General features: G+C 72.4%; 19 protein-coding genes. 8 read left to right on the top strand and 11 right to left on the bottom strand.

Annotation, left to right across the window (positions count from 1 at the left end; translation table 11 throughout):
- Window positions 1-29: 29 nt before the first annotated feature.
- Entirely contained in the window at window positions 30-941 is a 912-nt protein-coding gene (locus GGE06_RS34895; RefSeq protein ID WP_116165378.1) for an aminoglycoside phosphotransferase family protein, read from the bottom strand.
- Window positions 942-1,013: 72 nt separating this feature from the next.
- Here GGE06_RS34895 and GGE06_RS34900 point away from each other — a divergent pair, with 72 nt between their 5' ends.
- The 4 genes from GGE06_RS34900 to GGE06_RS34915 are packed head-to-tail and all read left to right on the top strand — an operon-like array spanning window position 1,014 to window position 2,846.
- Complete coding sequence (locus GGE06_RS34900) at window positions 1,014-1,568, top strand: GNAT family N-acetyltransferase (protein ID WP_184932674.1); 555 nt, start codon at window positions 1,014-1,016, stop codon at window positions 1,566-1,568.
- Entirely contained in the window at window positions 1,565-2,071 is a 507-nt protein-coding gene (locus tag GGE06_RS34905) for an SMI1/KNR4 family protein (protein WP_184932675.1), read from the top strand. Before GGE06_RS34900 ends, GGE06_RS34905 begins: the two co-directional genes overlap by 4 nt.
- Before the next feature lie 11 nt (window positions 2,072-2,082).
- The gene (locus GGE06_RS34910) at window positions 2,083-2,685 is read left to right on the top strand and encodes a hypothetical protein (RefSeq protein ID WP_184932676.1); all 603 of its coding nucleotides are present in this window, start codon (window positions 2,083-2,085) and stop codon (window positions 2,683-2,685) included.
- Between the two features lie 17 nt (window positions 2,686-2,702).
- Window positions 2,703-2,846, top strand: a complete 144-nt coding sequence (locus tag GGE06_RS34915; RefSeq protein ID WP_181924551.1) for a hypothetical protein — start codon at window positions 2,703-2,705, stop codon at window positions 2,844-2,846.
- On the opposite strand, the gene GGE06_RS34920 is transcribed toward GGE06_RS34915, so the two are convergent.
- Together GGE06_RS34920 and GGE06_RS34925 are read right to left on the bottom strand one after the other, a co-directional pair.
- Complete coding sequence (locus GGE06_RS34920; RefSeq protein WP_312883404.1) at window positions 2,830-3,756, bottom strand: hypothetical protein; 927 nt, start codon at window positions 3,754-3,756, stop codon at window positions 2,830-2,832. The two genes, GGE06_RS34915 and GGE06_RS34920, sit on opposite strands and share 17 nt — an antisense overlap.
- Before the next feature lie 161 nt (window positions 3,757-3,917).
- Entirely contained in the window at window positions 3,918-4,328 is a 411-nt protein-coding gene (locus tag GGE06_RS34925; RefSeq protein WP_184932678.1) for a hypothetical protein, read from the bottom strand.
- A gap of 81 nt (window positions 4,329-4,409) precedes the next feature.
- Here GGE06_RS34925 and GGE06_RS34930 point away from each other — a divergent pair, with 81 nt between their 5' ends.
- Complete coding sequence (locus GGE06_RS34930; RefSeq protein ID WP_184932679.1) at window positions 4,410-5,225, top strand: helix-turn-helix domain-containing protein; 816 nt, start codon at window positions 4,410-4,412, stop codon at window positions 5,223-5,225.
- Complete coding sequence (locus tag GGE06_RS34935) at window positions 5,222-5,395, top strand: DUF397 domain-containing protein (RefSeq protein ID WP_184932680.1); 174 nt, start codon at window positions 5,222-5,224, stop codon at window positions 5,393-5,395. The genes GGE06_RS34930 and GGE06_RS34935 overlap by 4 nt, the downstream gene beginning before the upstream one ends.
- Window positions 5,396-5,438: 43 nt before the next feature.
- Here GGE06_RS34935 and GGE06_RS34940 read toward each other — a convergent pair whose 3' ends face one another.
- The 4 genes from GGE06_RS34940 to GGE06_RS34955 all read right to left on the bottom strand — a co-directional run bounded on the left by GGE06_RS34940 (window position 5,439) and on the right by GGE06_RS34955 (window position 9,969).
- Complete coding sequence (locus GGE06_RS34940; protein WP_184932681.1) at window positions 5,439-6,182, bottom strand: dienelactone hydrolase family protein; 744 nt, start codon at window positions 6,180-6,182, stop codon at window positions 5,439-5,441.
- Window positions 6,183-6,416: 234 nt separating this feature from the next.
- Window positions 6,417-7,640, bottom strand: coding sequence for an FG-GAP-like repeat-containing protein (locus tag GGE06_RS34945; RefSeq protein WP_184932682.1), 1,224 nt, complete (start codon window positions 7,638-7,640; stop codon window positions 6,417-6,419).
- A 131-nt stretch (window positions 7,641-7,771) separates the two neighbouring features.
- On the bottom strand, window positions 7,772-8,821 hold the full coding sequence (locus tag GGE06_RS34950) for an alpha/beta fold hydrolase (protein WP_116159511.1): 1,050 nt from the start codon (window positions 8,819-8,821) through the stop codon (window positions 7,772-7,774).
- A 458-nt stretch (window positions 8,822-9,279) separates the two neighbouring features.
- A complete protein-coding gene (locus GGE06_RS34955) occupies window positions 9,280-9,969 on the bottom strand; it encodes an iron-dependent transcriptional repressor DtxR (RefSeq protein ID WP_116159512.1) in 690 nt (229 codons plus the stop codon).
- A gap of 194 nt (window positions 9,970-10,163) precedes the next feature.
- Between GGE06_RS34955 and GGE06_RS34960 the strand changes: the two genes are divergently transcribed.
- Window positions 10,164-10,919: an SIS domain-containing protein gene (locus GGE06_RS34960; protein ID WP_184932683.1), complete on the top strand. Its 756-nt coding sequence runs from the start codon at window positions 10,164-10,166 to the stop codon at window positions 10,917-10,919.
- A gap of 6 nt (window positions 10,920-10,925) precedes the next feature.
- On the opposite strand, the gene GGE06_RS34965 is transcribed toward GGE06_RS34960, so the two are convergent.
- Together GGE06_RS34965 and GGE06_RS34970 are read right to left on the bottom strand one after the other, a co-directional pair.
- Window positions 10,926-11,252: a hypothetical protein gene (locus tag GGE06_RS34965; protein WP_116159514.1), complete on the bottom strand. Its 327-nt coding sequence runs from the start codon at window positions 11,250-11,252 to the stop codon at window positions 10,926-10,928.
- 101 nt (window positions 11,253-11,353) lie between these two features.
- Entirely contained in the window at window positions 11,354-12,229 is an 876-nt protein-coding gene (locus GGE06_RS34970) for an NAD(P)-dependent oxidoreductase (RefSeq protein ID WP_116159515.1), read from the bottom strand.
- Window positions 12,230-12,292: 63 nt separating this feature from the next.
- Between GGE06_RS34970 and GGE06_RS34975 the strand changes: the two genes are divergently transcribed.
- Window positions 12,293-12,643 (top strand): winged helix-turn-helix transcriptional regulator, encoded by a 351-nt coding sequence (locus GGE06_RS34975; RefSeq protein ID WP_116159516.1) that lies wholly within the window; start codon window positions 12,293-12,295, stop codon window positions 12,641-12,643.
- Window positions 12,644-12,738: 95 nt separating this feature from the next.
- Here GGE06_RS34975 and GGE06_RS34980 read toward each other — a convergent pair whose 3' ends face one another.
- Both GGE06_RS34980 and GGE06_RS34985 read right to left on the bottom strand, forming a co-directional pair.
- Window positions 12,739-14,076: a PAS domain-containing protein gene (locus GGE06_RS34980; RefSeq protein ID WP_116165380.1), complete on the bottom strand. Its 1,338-nt coding sequence runs from the start codon at window positions 14,074-14,076 to the stop codon at window positions 12,739-12,741.
- A gap of 131 nt (window positions 14,077-14,207) precedes the next feature.
- Window positions 14,208-14,870, bottom strand: coding sequence for a response regulator (locus GGE06_RS34985; RefSeq protein ID WP_116159517.1), 663 nt, complete (start codon window positions 14,868-14,870; stop codon window positions 14,208-14,210).
- Window positions 14,871-14,873: the final 3 nt, after the last annotated feature.

Consider the following 14,873-nt stretch of genomic DNA (forward strand, 5'->3'; position numbering starts at 1 on the left):
TACGCGGGCGGCCGGGTGCCGGCCCCCGCTCACGCCAGTACGCGGGCGAGGGCGGCGCGGCCGGCCGGGCCCCAGGTCGGCTTCCCGCCCGGGAGGCCCCGGTCGCCCGCGCGGCCGATGGCGATGAGCCCGGCCGCGCGGAGCAGGGCCCAGCCCCGGGCCCGGCGGACGGTGGCGTCGTCCACGCGCGCGTGACCGTTGCCGTACGCGGCCTCGTCCACGCGCGCGTACGCCTCGAAGAAGCGCGGGGCCGCGCCCTCCGGCAGCAGCAGCCACGCCGCACAGAGGTCCGTCGCCGGGTCGCCCGCGCAGACCTCGCCGAAGTCCACGACTCCGGCGAGGGTGCCGTCGGCGACGACGACGTTCGCCGGGTGCAGGTCGCCGTGCAGCCACACCGGCGGGCCCTGCCGGACGGGAGCCGCGAGGGCGTCCTCCCACATGTCCCGTACGGCCCCGGGGTCGGCGTGCTCGGCGAGGAGCGGGAACCCCTCCTCGAACCCCGCCGCGAAGTCCGCGAGGGGCACGCCCCGGTCCGGGTTGGCGGGGGCGTCCTCGGGCGCCTCGCGGTGCAGGGCCCGCAGGAAGCCGGCCAGGGCCTCGGCCGCGTGGCCGCCGCGCGTGACGGGTGTGGCGTCGCTCGGCTCGCCCGGGACCCAGCGGGCGACCGTCCAGGTCCGGGGGAAGCGCGCGGACGGCTCCCCGGTGCGTACGGGGACGGGTACGGGCAGCGGGAGCAGCGGCGCGAGGACCGGCAGCCAGCGGTGCTCCTTGCGGAGCAGCTCCGGGCCCCGTTCGCTGCGGGGCATCCGTACGGCCAACTCGTCGCCGAGCCGCCACATCTGGTTGTCCCAGCCGCCGGGGACCCGCTGGACCGGCAGCTCGGCGAGGTCGGGGTGCTGGTCAAGGAGCAGCGCGCGTACGAGACCCTCGTCGATGTCCATGTGTCCGATCATCCACGGGCGTCCGGCCGAAATCCCTTGCTCCGCAGGACCCGTACGGCCGATCCTCCCCGCATGGACCTCTCACAGCACACCCCTCCGCCCCGCATCGAGCTCGACGGCGGGCTCACCCTGCGCGCGTTCGAGGCCGAGGCGGACCTTCCGGAGTTCTTCCAGGTCATCGAGGAGTCGCTGGAGCACCTGCGCCCGTGGATGCCGTGGGTCGCCGAGCACAGCCTCGAAAGGACCGCGCACTTCCTGGACGGGCGGGCGGAGCAGTGGGCGAGCGGCGAGGCGTACAGCTACGCGGTCGTGCTCGACGGGGCCATCGTCGGCTCCACCGGGCTGCACCGGCACGACGACACCCCCGACGCCACCGTCGAGCTCGGCTACTGGCTGCATCCGTCCACCACCGGCCGGGGCATCGCCACGCGCGCCGCCCGCGCGCTCGTCGAGGAGGCGTTCCGCCTGCCGGGCGTCACGGGCGTCGAGGTCGTCCACGACGTCGCCAACCACGCGAGCGGCGCCGTACCCGCCCGCCTCGGCTTCACCGCCCACCTCCGCCGCCCCCACGAGCCCACGGCCCCGGCGGAGACCGGCGAGGACCAGGTCTGGCGGCTGACCCGGTGAACGACGCCCGGTTCGACGAGGTGAAGGCGACGTTCTGGAGCGAGGGCCCGGCCGGGACGCTGACCGACGCCGCCGTACGGGATGCCGAGCAGCGGCTCGGCGTGCGCCTGCCGGAGGCTCTCCTCGCACTCCTGCGGGTCCGGGACGGCGGTGTCGTGGCGGACGCGTGGGACGCGTATCCCACGGACGTACCGACCTCGTGGAGCGACGACCACGTCCCGTTCGACGTCCTGATGGGCATCGGCGAGAACGACGACCGGCTGTCGATGCTGGACTCGGCCTACCTGATCGAGGAATGGGGACTGCCGTCCCCCCTCGTCCTGCTCTCCGGTGACGGTCATACGTGGATCGCGCTCGACTACCGGACGTGCGGCGCGGACGGGGAGCCGTCGGTCACCTGGTTCGACGTCGAGGACGAGAGCGAGGTGCCGCTGGCCGGGGGCTTCCGGACGTTCGTCGAGGGGCTGACGGCGTCGACCGCGTTCGACGACGGACAGGACTGACGGAGGCCCTCGTGGGAAGCACCTTCCAGACGATCGCCGATCTGGAGGCGACGGCCGAGGAGGCCGGGGCGCTCGGGGAGCGGGTGGGGGTCTGGCTGGTCGCCGAGGGGATCGCGACCCCGGAGCGCGAACCCTCCGCACCCGACAAGACGTGGTACCTGCCGGGGCCGCGCTGGTCGCACGTGACGGACGAGCCGCGCTCCTTGGGGACGGACGGCCTGGCCGTCGTCACCGGCCGCACGGTGTTCTTCGGTTCACCGGGCACGGGCGGCTCACCGATCTGCCCGCACTGCGCGACGGTCGTCCCCGATCGGCGTTCCTCCTTCTCCAGGGCCATGGACGCCTGGTGGGCGACGGGCGTCGCCGAGGTCCGCTGCCCGGCGTGCGGCCGTACCGTTCCGCTGCCCGCCTGGGAGTGGGAGAACGATTTCTTCGCCTTCGCCTGCCTCGGCATCGAGCACTGGAACGGCCCGCCGCTCCGCCCCGCCTTCATCGCCGAACTGACCGAGGTCCTCGGTCACCGCACCCGTGTGCTCGCGGGCAGGATCTGGCGGGGAGACGGGGCTCAACCTTCCAGCCGGCGGCGGAGTCTGAGAAGAAAACGCCTGTCGTGAGAGGGAGGAAAGCCGCCGTGGACGAGATTCTGGTGAGGGCCGTCACGTGGATCGCTCGCGGTGCGGGAATCGCCCTCGACCTCCTCTCCGTGGCCGACACCGTCGACGGCCTCCGGCGCGACGCGCGCAAAGCCCGCAAGGACCTCAAGCCCCGCCGCTAGGCGCAGCCATCAGGCCCTCGGCCCTCACCTGGTCGACCCTCGTACGCCAGGAGGGGCCTGCGGCGGGCTCACGGAGCTGGGTTCCGTTGGCCCGTCGGGCCAGTTCCATGCGGCAGGCGCCGCAGTGCGTCTCGTCACCGACCGGCCGGAACACGTGCTCGTCACCGAACCCCTCGCAGGTGACCAGGCCCTGCCGGGCGGCTTCGGCCGGGCGCTCCTGAGGCGTCGGAGGCAGCAGCGGGACCGGGAGCTTCTCCGTCAGGCGGTGGCGCAGGAACCCGACCGCCGAACGGACGCCGGTACGCGGCAGATGGGCCGTCAGTGCGTGCCTGAGGTCCGCGACGGACACCCCGCGACGTAGCCACTCCGCCGCCGCCTCGGCCAGACCACGGGCTTCCCGGACACCGAGCAGCAGATCCCGGTTCTGGTGCCGGAGCGACAGCAGCAGGCGCTCCGCCTCGGCGGCTTCGGGTGTCATGTCCCCATCCGGCTCCGGCTGCTGTGCCGCCGGCTCTTCGGTGGGTGGGTGGGGAGAGGTCTTCTTCTCTCCGTCTTCGTCTACCGGTGGTTGGGCTCCGGTCCGCCGGGGTCCCCGATTTCGGGCGGTCGGTCCCGCGTCATCCGGAGACTCGGCCGGAATCCCGTCCCGGACCGCGTTCGCCTCGTCACGCGTAAGGGTGACGTTGGAGAGCAGCTGCTCGGTGAGCCAATATCCGCGCCGGGTCTGGAACTTCCACTCGTGCAGGAACCCGCAGGCCACCAGGCACTCCTTCGCCCGGTGGTACGCCCGGGGCCGCATGCCCAGGTCGGTGGCGTGCTCCCCGAGCGGCTTGCCGCTCGCGCTCTCGGGGAGGCCCTGGATGTAGATGAGGAGGAGCTTCGCGTCGCTGTTCAGACGCGAATGACGCACGACACCGTTCGAAACCTTGGTGAAGGACTGAACGGGAGCGATAACATGCCGAAGCATTTCTGGTGGACCTCTAGCTTCCACTGGCGGTGAAGGTCCCCGGACTCCCTGGTGTTGGCGCACCAGCCGGGGACCGCTCCGTTTCACGGAGCGTGATGATGCGATCACCGTAGCGCACAGTTCAGCGTGTGACGCAACAACTCCGGCTCCACGAACGGATCTTCGATTGTCGGCCGGGACCTCCAGTCCAGCGGCCACGTCACCCCGTGCAGCGCCGGAATCCCGACGAACGCCTCGCCCCGCCCGTTCCGGCTCAGCGCCCGCGCCGGAGTGGGCCACGCGTGCGTGGCGGCGGTCTGCGGGGGCAGCAGGAAGTAGTGGTTCCGCTCCCCCGTCGCCTCGCGGACGATCGGCCCCGCCTGGAAGTCCGTGAACGCCATGAGGCGGTACGCCACGTCCTCGCCGAGGAAGCCGCCGATCCGCACGGCGTCGAAGTGGATGCCGGCGTGACGGAGGGCGTGACCGGACGCGGGTACCCAAGCGGGCACGCTGTCAAGCGACTTGCGCAGATTCATGCGGCCAGCTTGGCGGGCGTGATCTCCTGTGACCAGCGACACAGTCCGCTTGTGCGGGACTGTGCACTCGGGAGGTCGGGTGTGAACAAAGAGAAGAAGAGCCCGGGGGCCGCGAAGGCCTTCGGTGCGCTCCTGCGCTTCTACCGCGAACAGGCGGGCATCTCGCAGGAGGCCTTGGGCCGGAAGACCGGCTATTCCAAGTCCCAAGTGGCCATGATCGAGCGCGGAGAGCGACGGGCGAAGGGGAACTTCGTCCAGATCGCCGACGAGTTGCTGGGTGCACAAGGTGCACTTCTGACTGTCGCGAAGGAGGTGACCGCCAGTGCGGTGGCCGCCTGGTTCGAGGACTACCTGGACGAGGAGGCCAAGGCGGCGGGCATCTACTCGTACGAGAACCACCTGATCCCCGGGCTTCTGCAGACCCCGGAGTACGCGCGTGCGGTCTTCGGATGCGCCAGCCCGCCCTGGGAGGACGACGAGCTGAATGCCATGGTCGCGGCGCGGATGGGCCGACACGAGGTGTTCCACCGCAGGCCGCTTCCCCTGATCAGGTTCGTCCTGGAGAAGGTCGTGCTCACCCGCCCCATCGGGGGTACGCCCTGCCTCAAGAGGAACCTGCTGCACATCCTGGAGGTCGCCCAACTGCGCAACGTCGAGATCCAGGTCATGCCGGAGGACTGCGAGACGCACGCCGGGCTCAGCGGCCCGTTCATCCTGCTGGAGACAGCCGAGCGGAACAGCCAGCTCGTCTACGTGGAAGGACTGAGCGGCCGGTACTTTCTGACCGAACAACCCGAGCTCGGGGATGCGTTCGCGCGATACGGAACCCTGCGCGCACAAGCCCTGAGCCCGAAAGAGTCCTACAAACTCATCGAACAGGTGGCACGAGAGCTATGAGCACCGACCTCCACTGGATCAAGTCCTCCTACAGCAGCGAACAGGGCGGCAACTGCGTCGAGGTCGCCACCCGCCCCGACTCCATCCACGTCCGCGACTCCAAGGACACCTCCCTCCCCTCGTTCGAGGTCTCCCCCGCCGCCTGGGGCGCCTTCGTCTCGACCGTGTGAACGGCGAGGGCCTCCACCCCGTCCGGGTGGAGGCCCTCACTCGCTACTTCAGGTGCCGGGTGAAGAACCGCGCCCCCGCGTCGAGTTCGTACTGCGGGACGCCCGTGTGGCCGCCCGTGTTCGCGTGCAGGGTCTTCTCCTTGGAGCCGAACGCGTCGAACAGGTCCAGGGACGCCTGGCGGTCGTTCCCCTCGTCGTCCCACTGCAGGAGGACTTGGAGCGGGATGCCGACCTCGCGGGCGTCCTCGACGATGGCGGCGGGGATGAAGCTGCCCGCGAAGAGGCCGGCGGCCTTGATGCGCGGATCGGTCACCGCGAGGCGGACGCCGATGGAGATCACGCCGCCCTCGTAGCCGACGGGCCCGTCGATCTCGGGCAGGGCCAGGAGCACGTCCATGGTGGCCTGCCATTCGGGGACGGCCTGGTCGACGAGCGGGAGGATGAGCGCGTCGACGATCTCGTCGGTGAGCGGCTCGCCGGCCTGCAGCACCCGGCGCATGTCGGCGCGGGCCTGTTCGACCTCGGGCAGGCGGGGCCGGTCGCCCATGCCGGGGAGCTCGATGGTCGCCGAGGCGAAGCCGTACTGCGCGGCGTAGTACCGGGCCCGGCCCGCCACGCGGGCGTACGTCTTCTGGAGCCCGAGCGGCGGGAGGCCGATCAGGATCAGCGGGACCGGCGCGGACGCGGACGCGGATGCGGGGGTCCACAGGACGCCGGGGATGCCGTCGAGGGTGAACTCGCGCTCGATGACGTCGTCGTCGAAGCGCTGCTCGGAAGTGAATCGCATGGTCGTGCCTTTCGGGAATGCGCGTGAATACGGCGCTCCCGGACGACGACCTATCGCCCGACCGTGACCCCAGAGGGGAGCACCCATGTCGTTACGTTCACGGGTACCACCTCCTCGGTCTGCTGCACGGCTTCCGTGAAGGTAGCAGCGGGCTTCCGGGGCCGCCAACCGATTTAAAAGCGAGGGCCTCCACCCCGTCGGGGTGGAGGCCCTCACACACTCATCCGGTACGGATCAGAACGCGCCGTTCAGACCCCACCAGTTGCCGTCCTCCGGGACGCCCGCGTTGAACGCGCCCGTGCCCTTGCCCGTGTAGAGGACGAGGCAGCCCACGCCACGGCACTCCGCGGAGACGTAGTTGCTGTTGGTGATCGTCGCGAGGTCGTTGCGGCCGTCGGCGTTGTAGTCGCCGACCGCGAGGAACGAGGCCATGACGTTCCAGCCGCCGCTGCCGATCAGGACGCGCGAGCCGACGCCGCCGGTGCTGGTGCCCGGGTAGAAGTAGAGCTTGCCCGTGGAGGCCTCGCGGGCGACCAGGTCGGCCCGGCCGTCGCCGTTCAGGTCACCGGCGCCGACCAGTGCGTTCATCGCGTTCCAGCCGCCGCTGCCGATGAGCTTGCGCGCGCCGATGCCGGTGCTGGTGCCCGGGTACAGCCACAGCTTGCCCGTGGACTTCTCGACGGCGAGGAGGTCCGAGCGGCTGTCGCCGGTCAGGTTGCCGAAGGCGGTGATCTGGTTCATGCCGTTCCAGCCGCCGGAGCCGATCAGCTTCCGCGTGCCGACGGCGCCGGTGCCCGTGCCCGGGTACAGCCAGAGCTTGCCCGTGGAGGCCTCGCGGGCGATGACGTCCTCTCGGCCGTCGCCGGAGAAGTCGCCGTGCCGGGTGAGGGCGTTCATGGCGTTCCAGCCGCCGCTGCCGACGAGCTTGCCCGTACCGTCGCCGGGCAGGAACCACAGGCGGCCGGCCTTGTCGCGGACGACGACGTCGGACTTCTTGTCGGCGTTCATGTCGCCGAAGCCCGCCGCCTTGGGAGCCGTGTAGGCGTTCCACTCGGGGTAGGCGGGCAGGACGCACTCGCGCTCGGTGGGGACGAACTTCAGCGAGCTGACCGAGTTGGTGCCGGGGCCGCCCCACTCGGTGCCCGCGGGGTCGGCGGGCATCGAGTAGACGCCGCCGTTGGTGCCGTAGTCGGCGTCCTCGTGCAGGCAGACGAACTTGTTGGTGCGGTTGACGACCGAGCGGAACGTGTTGTCCCAGGTCCCGAGCGTCGCCGTGTTCACGTTGGTCTTGTACATCGTGCCGGTGCCGTTGTCGGTCTTCCAGGCACAGAAGTAGCCGGACGGGCAGTCGCTGACAGCGGCCTGCGCCGGCGCCACGCCCGCGCCGAAGAGGCCGAGCGAGGTGAGCCCCAGCGTCGTGGCCACCGTGGCCACGCGCCGCAGCATGGAAATGCGCATCGAGTTCCCTCCAAACGGCGCGGAGCCTCACTGCTCGACGCGCCGTGTGGGGACCGTACCGTGCCGGGATTCCGGCGTCACCGGAGGGGCCGCCTGTTTCCGGAATGTTCGCTTCCCGTACGGCGGGGCCCTCACGGGGTCAGGACGCCGTTCAGGAAGGGCTCCACCGCCTCACTCCAGGCCTCCGGGTGGGTGTAGTGGAGGAGGTGGCCGGCGTCGGGGATCTCCGCGTACGCCCCGTGGGGCAGGACCCGGACCATCTCCTGGGCCTCCGCCCGGCCCAGCTCGCCGTCCAGGCCGCGCACGACGAGGGTGGGGCAGCGGACCTGGGCGAGGGAGTCCCAGTGGGCGTCGTGGACCCAGGTCTCACGGGAGGTCAGCATCTGCTCCGGGTCGAACACCGGGCGCCAGCCGTCCGGGTGCTCGGCCATCACCTCGGCGAAGAACGCGCCCCGCGCCGGGTTCGGCACCTCCACCCACGGGTCCTCGTCGCCGAACCAGCGGTGGACGGCCTCCAGGGACGGGAAGGGCGCCGGCCAGCCGCGGAACCAGTCCTGCCAGGCCCGCTGCGAGGCCGCGCCGAGCGCCGAGGCCCGCATGTCGCAGATGACGAGCGCGCGGACGAGGTCGGGGCGCTCGGCGGCCAGCTGCCAGGCGGTCAGGGCGCCCATGGAGTGGCCGACGAGGGTGACCGGGCCGAGGCCGAGCTGCTCGACGACGGCCGCCGCGTCCGCCACGTACGCCTCGCGCGTGAAGGGCCCGCCGGCGGGCTTCTCGCTCGCGCCGTGACCGCGCTGGTCGAGGGCGACGATCCGGTGGCCCCCGGTGAGCCGGCGGACGGCGCGGGCCCAGTGGCCCGCGTGCCCCATCAGACCGTGGAGGAGTAACACGCCGGGGGCCGAGGCGTGGGCGTGCGGGGCCTGAGGCCCTGGTGCGGCGTGCGGGGCCTGCGGGGCTCGGGCGGGGCGGGGGACGGGACGGCCGCCGGGGCGGCCGGCGGTGTCGGGGCCGAGCCGCGGGACGGCGTCGGGGCCGAGGCGCCTGGCGGTCTCGGGGCCGGGACGCGGCACGCCGCCCGGGCCGGGCTGCGGGACGATCCCGGGCCCGCCGGGCTCCGCCGTGTATTCCCAGGCCGCCAGCCGGACGCCGTCCGCCCCGGTGACGTCGAGTCGTCGCGCCATGGATCCGGCACCCCCTCTTTTCCGTCGAACCTCGCCAGACTATCGAACTCGCATTCGAAAATGCGCTCCTGCCGCACAACACCCCTCGTTCGAGTGACAGGGCTCAAGGGTTGATGCGCTCTGCCGAGGGGAGATCTTGAGCGGGAGGCGGACCGCTCGGGGAAAAACGGTCCGAGGGGACTGACCTTGAGAGCTCGGGGCTCCAGGTCAGCACAGGGGAGGACAGGCCCCGGCGCCGGAAGGCGCCGGGGCCCTCTGTCGTCCGTAGCCCTCATGGCCCCACCCCCGCGCCCGCTCATCGCCCCGCTCGTACCAGCGTGGCACGACGAGGGCGCGTGCGTGGCGATTCCGGCGTAAAACGGGGCGCACGACGGATCATTGACCCGGATGCGGAACGGGGGCGCCCCGCCGGCCTCCGAGAGACCGGCGGGGCGCCCCCGCTCACGTACGGGACGGGCTCAGCGCTTCGCGACGAACACGTGCGCCGCGATGTCCGCGTCCAGCTCCGCGGCCTCGCCGCTGCTGCCGACCAGGACACCGCCCGGCGACTCCGACACCGACACCACCGAGCCGGGCTGCACGCCCGCCCTCCGCAGCGTGTACATCAGCTGGGCGTCCGTCTGGATCGGCTCGCCGATCCTGCGGACGATCACCGTCTTGCCCTCGCTCGCGTCCAGGTCGGCCAGCGACACCATCGAGTCGTCGAGGAAGGCCTCGGCCTCCGCCTTCTCGCCCAGCTCGTCCAGGCCCGGGATCGGGTTCCCGTACGGCGACTCCGTCGGGTGGCGCAGCAGCTCCATGACCCGCCGCTCCACGGCCTCGCTCATCACGTGCTCCCAGCGGCAGGCCTCGGCGTGGACCTGCTCCCACTCCAGGCCGATCACGTCGACGAGCAGGCACTCGGCCAGGCGGTGCTTGCGCATCACCCGGGTGGCGAGGCGACGGCCCTCGTCCGTGAGCTCCAGATGGCGATCACTCGCCACGGCCACCAGGCCGTCGCGCTCCATCCGGGCCACCGTCTGGCTCACGGTCGGACCGCTCTGGTCGAGCCGCTCGGCGATCCGGGCACGCATGGGGACCACACCTTCCTCCTCGAGCTCGAGGATGGTGCGGAGGTACATCTCCGTTGTGTCGATCAGTCCGGACATACGTGCCCCTCGATGAGTCGTGCGCTGGCCCTGCCGCAATTGTTGCGCATCGGACCGACAACCGGGCCGCGCCGGGTGAGGAGGGGTGGTGCGGTATTGACAGAGCAATGGTCCAGACCGCACCGTGATCGGCGACCTCGGCGAGAGCGCGGGACGCGAGCCGACGAGAGCCACGACGACAAGGAGCCGCCGCGATGGGCGAGAGCAAGCTGGCCGGACAGTTCTTCGACGCGGCGATCGGCCTGCTCAAGGAGGTGCGCGACGGGGACTCCGCCGAGATCGCCGCCGCCGGAGCCGCGATCGCCGCCGCCGTCGCGAACGGCAACCGGCTCTTCGCCTTCGGCGCCGGACACTCCTCGCTCGCCGCCCAGGACGTCGTCTACCGGGCCGGCGGCTTCGCCCTGATGAACCTGCTCGCCGTCCCCGGCGTCGTCGGCGTCGACGTCATGCCCGCCACCCTCGGCTCCGCCCTGGAGCGCGTCGACGGCCTCGCCGGGGCGGTCCTCGACTGCTCCCCCGCCAAGGCCGGCGACGTCCTGATCATCATCTCCCTCTCCGGGCGCAACGCCCTGCCCGTGGAGATGGCCATGAACGCCCGCGCGCTCGGCCTCACCGTCATCGGCGTCACGTCGGTGGCGTACGCCACGGAGACGAAGTCGCGGCACGTGTCGGGGACGTACCTCAAGGACCACTGCGACATCGTCCTCGACTCGAAGATCGCCGTCGGGGACGCGGAGCTCACCCACGAGGGCATCGAAGCGCCCTTCGCGCCCGCCTCCACCGTCGTCACCAGCGCCCTCATGCAGGCCACGATGGCCGCCGCCGCCGAGGAGCTCGTACGCCTCGGCATCGAGCCGCCGCTGCTGCGCTCCGGCAACGTCGACGGCGGGCACGAGTGGAACGGGCGCGTGATGGACGAGTACGGCGACCGGATCTTCTACCGGCGCTGACCGGGCCTAGACCGTGGGGTGCGGGGCCCGGCCGTGCCGCGGGCTCCGCCGGCTCGACGCGATGAGGGCGACACCGGTGAGCTCCAGGAAGTTCCCGACGAAGGCGAGCCACGGGTCACGCGACACGACATCGCTCGGGAGGCTGAAGTACGTGGCCACCGCGGTGAGCAGGCCCAGGCCCGCCAGCGCGAGACCGACGCCGTAGACCCGGGGCTGCCGGACGCTCCGGCGCGCCGGCGTGATCATCCACCCCGTACGGAACGCCGCCACGCCCATCCCGATCGCCGTGACGCCGAACGGCACGGTCGCCCCCAAGAACCAAGCAGTCATCATGACGGCCCCCCATATTTCCCGAACCTGGGCCCATCCTCGTCCCGCCGCGCCCGGTCCGGCCATGCCGGGACCCGGCAGTCTCGGGCCCTCTCCGTTGCCGGTCAGCCGCGTTCCATCACCTGCGTCACCCGCGTGAAGCCGTCCGCCCCGTGCCCCCGGTCCACCGCCCGGCGCGCCAGCGCCTCCGCCGCGCGCATGACGCTCGCGTCGACGCCGTGCGCCTCGGCCGCGTGCACGACGTGGACCAGCGTCGACAGGGCCGAGGTCAGCCGGCTGCCCTCGCCCGAGTACGAACCGCCGTCCACGTCCTCGGCCCACTCCTGGAACAGCGGCGGCAGGATCGCCCCGATGCCCTGGGCGAACGGCGCCAGCTCCCGCGCCGTGATCCCCTCCGCGCGGGCCAGCGCGAGCGCGTGCACGTACCCCGTCATCGACGTCCAGAAGATGTCGAGCAGCGCCACGTCGTACGCGGCGGCCCGGCCGATGTCCTCGCCGAGGTGCGTGTGGGTGCCGCCGAGCGCGTCGAGCACCGCCCGGTGCTCGCCGTACAGCGGCTCGGGGCCGCTGTGCAGGAACACCCCGGCGGGCGTCCCGATCGTCGGCGTCGGGGTCATGATCGCGCCGTCCAGGTAGCCGACACCGTGCTCGGCCGCCCAGCGGCCGGTGTCGCGGGCCCGCTCCGGGACGTCGGCGCTCAGGTTGACCACGGTCCGGCCCTTGAGCGCGTCCGTGACGGCCGGCTGCCGCAGGACCGCGTCGGTGGCGTCGTAGTCGACGAGGCAGATCACCGTGAGCGGGCTCGCGGCGACCGCCTCCTCGGCGCTCGCCGCCAGGACCGCGCCCCGCTCGGCGAGGTCGCCCTCACGGCCCGGGGTGCGGTTCCACACGGTGGTCCGGACACCGGCGCCGAGGAACGCGCCGGCCAGCGCACGCCCCATGGGTCCGAGACCGAGAACGGTGACGCGGGAAGAAGACATGGCGGAACTCCCTTGCACATACGTGGGTTGGAAAGAGATGACGGACGACGGAGAGGGACGCGCATGACACGCCTCCGGGCCCAGGACACGAACCTCTGCGGTGTGTCCGCCGCGATCGCCGTGATCGACGGCAAGTGGAAGACGTGGCTGCTGTGGCTGCTGGAGTCGGGGCCGCACCGGCCCGGCGAACTGCGCCGCAAGATCCCCCGGATCAGCGAGAAGATGCTGACGCAGGCGCTGCGGGAGATGGAGACGGACGGCCTCGTGCACCGCGAGGTGCACGACGTGGTGCCGCCGAAGACCGTCTACTCGCTGACGGAGTTCGGGCGCGAACTCTCCGACGTGCTCGGCCCGCTGTCGGACTGGGGCCATCGCCGGCTCGACCGGCTGACGGAGGCGCGGTCCGCCTCCTGAGGCCCGTCGTTCCCCTCTCCCTCCGGGCCTCCACCAGGTTCTCCCGGGACGCCGAACCCCGACAAGTACCCACAAAAAAGTGGGTGTACGGGCGGCTAGTCCTTGCCGCCGAGGTCCCCGAGGTCCATCAACGTCGACACCCGGGCCGCCACCGACTCCCCGAACACCACGTCCTCGCGCTCGAACGGCGCGCGGCAGGCGGCCCGCAGGAACGTCAGGACGCCGAGGGTCCGGCCCCGGGAGCGCAGGACCACGCACAGGGCGTGCGCCGCGTCCCCCGGCCACTGGTGGGCCTCCGCCCACACCTCGGCGGTCCGGCCCGCGCTCGCCCGCACCGTGCCGATCCGGTCCCAGGCCTGGAGCGCCGGGTGCCGCGGCCCGTACCGCAGCGGGATGCCGCCGCCCACGACGGGCGAGGACGGGCCGGGGGCGCCGCCCGCCGGGGTGGCCAGGGCGCGGGTGAGGCGCCGCTCCCCCGCCGGCCGGTCCACCAGGGCGTGGTCGGCGAACCCGGCCAGGGCGAAGTCCAGCAGGACCGTCGCGGCCTCCGCCGGGTCCTCGCACTCCGCGGCCGCCGCGCCCGCCCGGTGCAGCTGGCTCCACCGGAACCGCAGCCGGTCGGCCCCGCGGGCCGCGAGCCGCTCCTCGGTGACGTCCTGGAACAGCCAGGCCACTCCCAGCGGCACGGGCTCCTCCGCCATCGGCGACGACAGCAGCAGGAAGCCGCTGCGCCAGCACCGGCGCCGCTCCCCCGAGGCCGTCTCCAGCGTCACCCACACCTCGGCGGGCGCCGGCGGCGTGCCCTCGGCGAGGACGTGTTGGAAGGCGGCCTCCAGCTCCTCCGCGCCGTGCGTGACGGCGTCGCCGAGGGGCCGGCCGAGCAGGGCCGTGCGCCCGGTGCCGAAGGCGCGGGCCGCGTGGGCGTTGACCATGGCCGGGCGCAGGTCGGCGTCGACGAGCACGACGCCCCAGGAGGCGTCGTCGAACAGCGCCTCGCTCAGCGCGACCGACCGCTCCAGGTCGAGCTGTACGTGGACCTCGCTGAACGCGCAGTACACCCCGGCGGGAGTGCCGTCGGCCCCCCGCACCCCGGCGGCCTGGCTCCGCACGAGCACCCGCCCGCCGTCCTTGCGGAGCAGCACGAACTCGTGGACCTGGCGGCCGGGGCCCTTCATGGCCCCCATCAGCCGGCCCAGGGTCTCCTCGGCGTCCGCGCTGCGCGCCGCCCACCCCTCGAACCCGCGCCGCCCGACGGCCTCCGCGGCGGACCAGCCGAGGATCCGCTCGGCCTCCCGGTTCCAGTGCGTGACCGTCCCGTCGGCGTCGAACGCGCAGAGCGCGGCGTCCATCCCGTCGAGCAGCGCGGCCAACAGATCGGCCCCCGCCCCCGGGACGGACACGGCGTCGCTCGTGGCCCCCGTGAATGCACTCATCCAGGTACCCCCCATGCTGCGGACCATTCAACTGGAACGTGACCCAGAGCACACCATGTTCGTCGAAAACGCTTCCCCTGCGAAAACGCTCCTTTCGGCACCGAAGCCTTTCGGCACCGAGCCGTGCGGGCTCACGCGGGGGAGACGAAGCCGGACTCGTAGGCGGCGATCACCGCCTGGGTGCGGTCCCGGGCGCCCAGTTTGGCCAGGACGGCGCTCACATGGGACTTGACCGTCTCCGTGCCCACCACCAGGCGGGCGGCGATCTCCGCGTTGGACAGGCCCCGGGCCATCAGGCGCAGGACGTCCTCCTCCCGGTCCGTCAGGCCCGCGCGGGCCAGGGTCTCCCGGGCCTCCGTGCTGCCCCGCTCCTGCCCGTGGGCGGCCGCCAACTCCCGTACCGCCGCCGGGAAGAGGAGGGAGTCCCCTTCCACCACCAGGCGGACCGCGTGGACGATCTCCGCGGGGCGGGCGCGCTTGAGGAGGAAGCCGTCGGCACCGGCGCGGAGGGCTCCGTACACGTACTCGTCGTTCTCGAAGGTCGTCACGACGAGGATCTTCGGCGGGGCGTCGACCGTGCGGAGGACCGCCGACGTCGCCTCGATGCCGTCCATGAGGGGCATCCGGACGTCCATCGCCACCACGTCGGGCCGGAGGCTGCGGACGAGGGGGACGACCGCCGCCCCGTCCGCCGCCTCCCCCACCACCTCGATGTCGGGCTGGGCTTCCAGGACCGCGCGCAGGCCTGCCCGCACCAGGGGTTCGTCGTCTACGAGGAGGACCTTGATCACCATTCC

The organism is Streptomyces nymphaeiformis (assembly GCF_014203895.1).
GTDB classification, from domain to species: Bacteria; Actinomycetota; Actinomycetes; order Streptomycetales; family Streptomycetaceae; genus Streptomyces; species Streptomyces nymphaeiformis.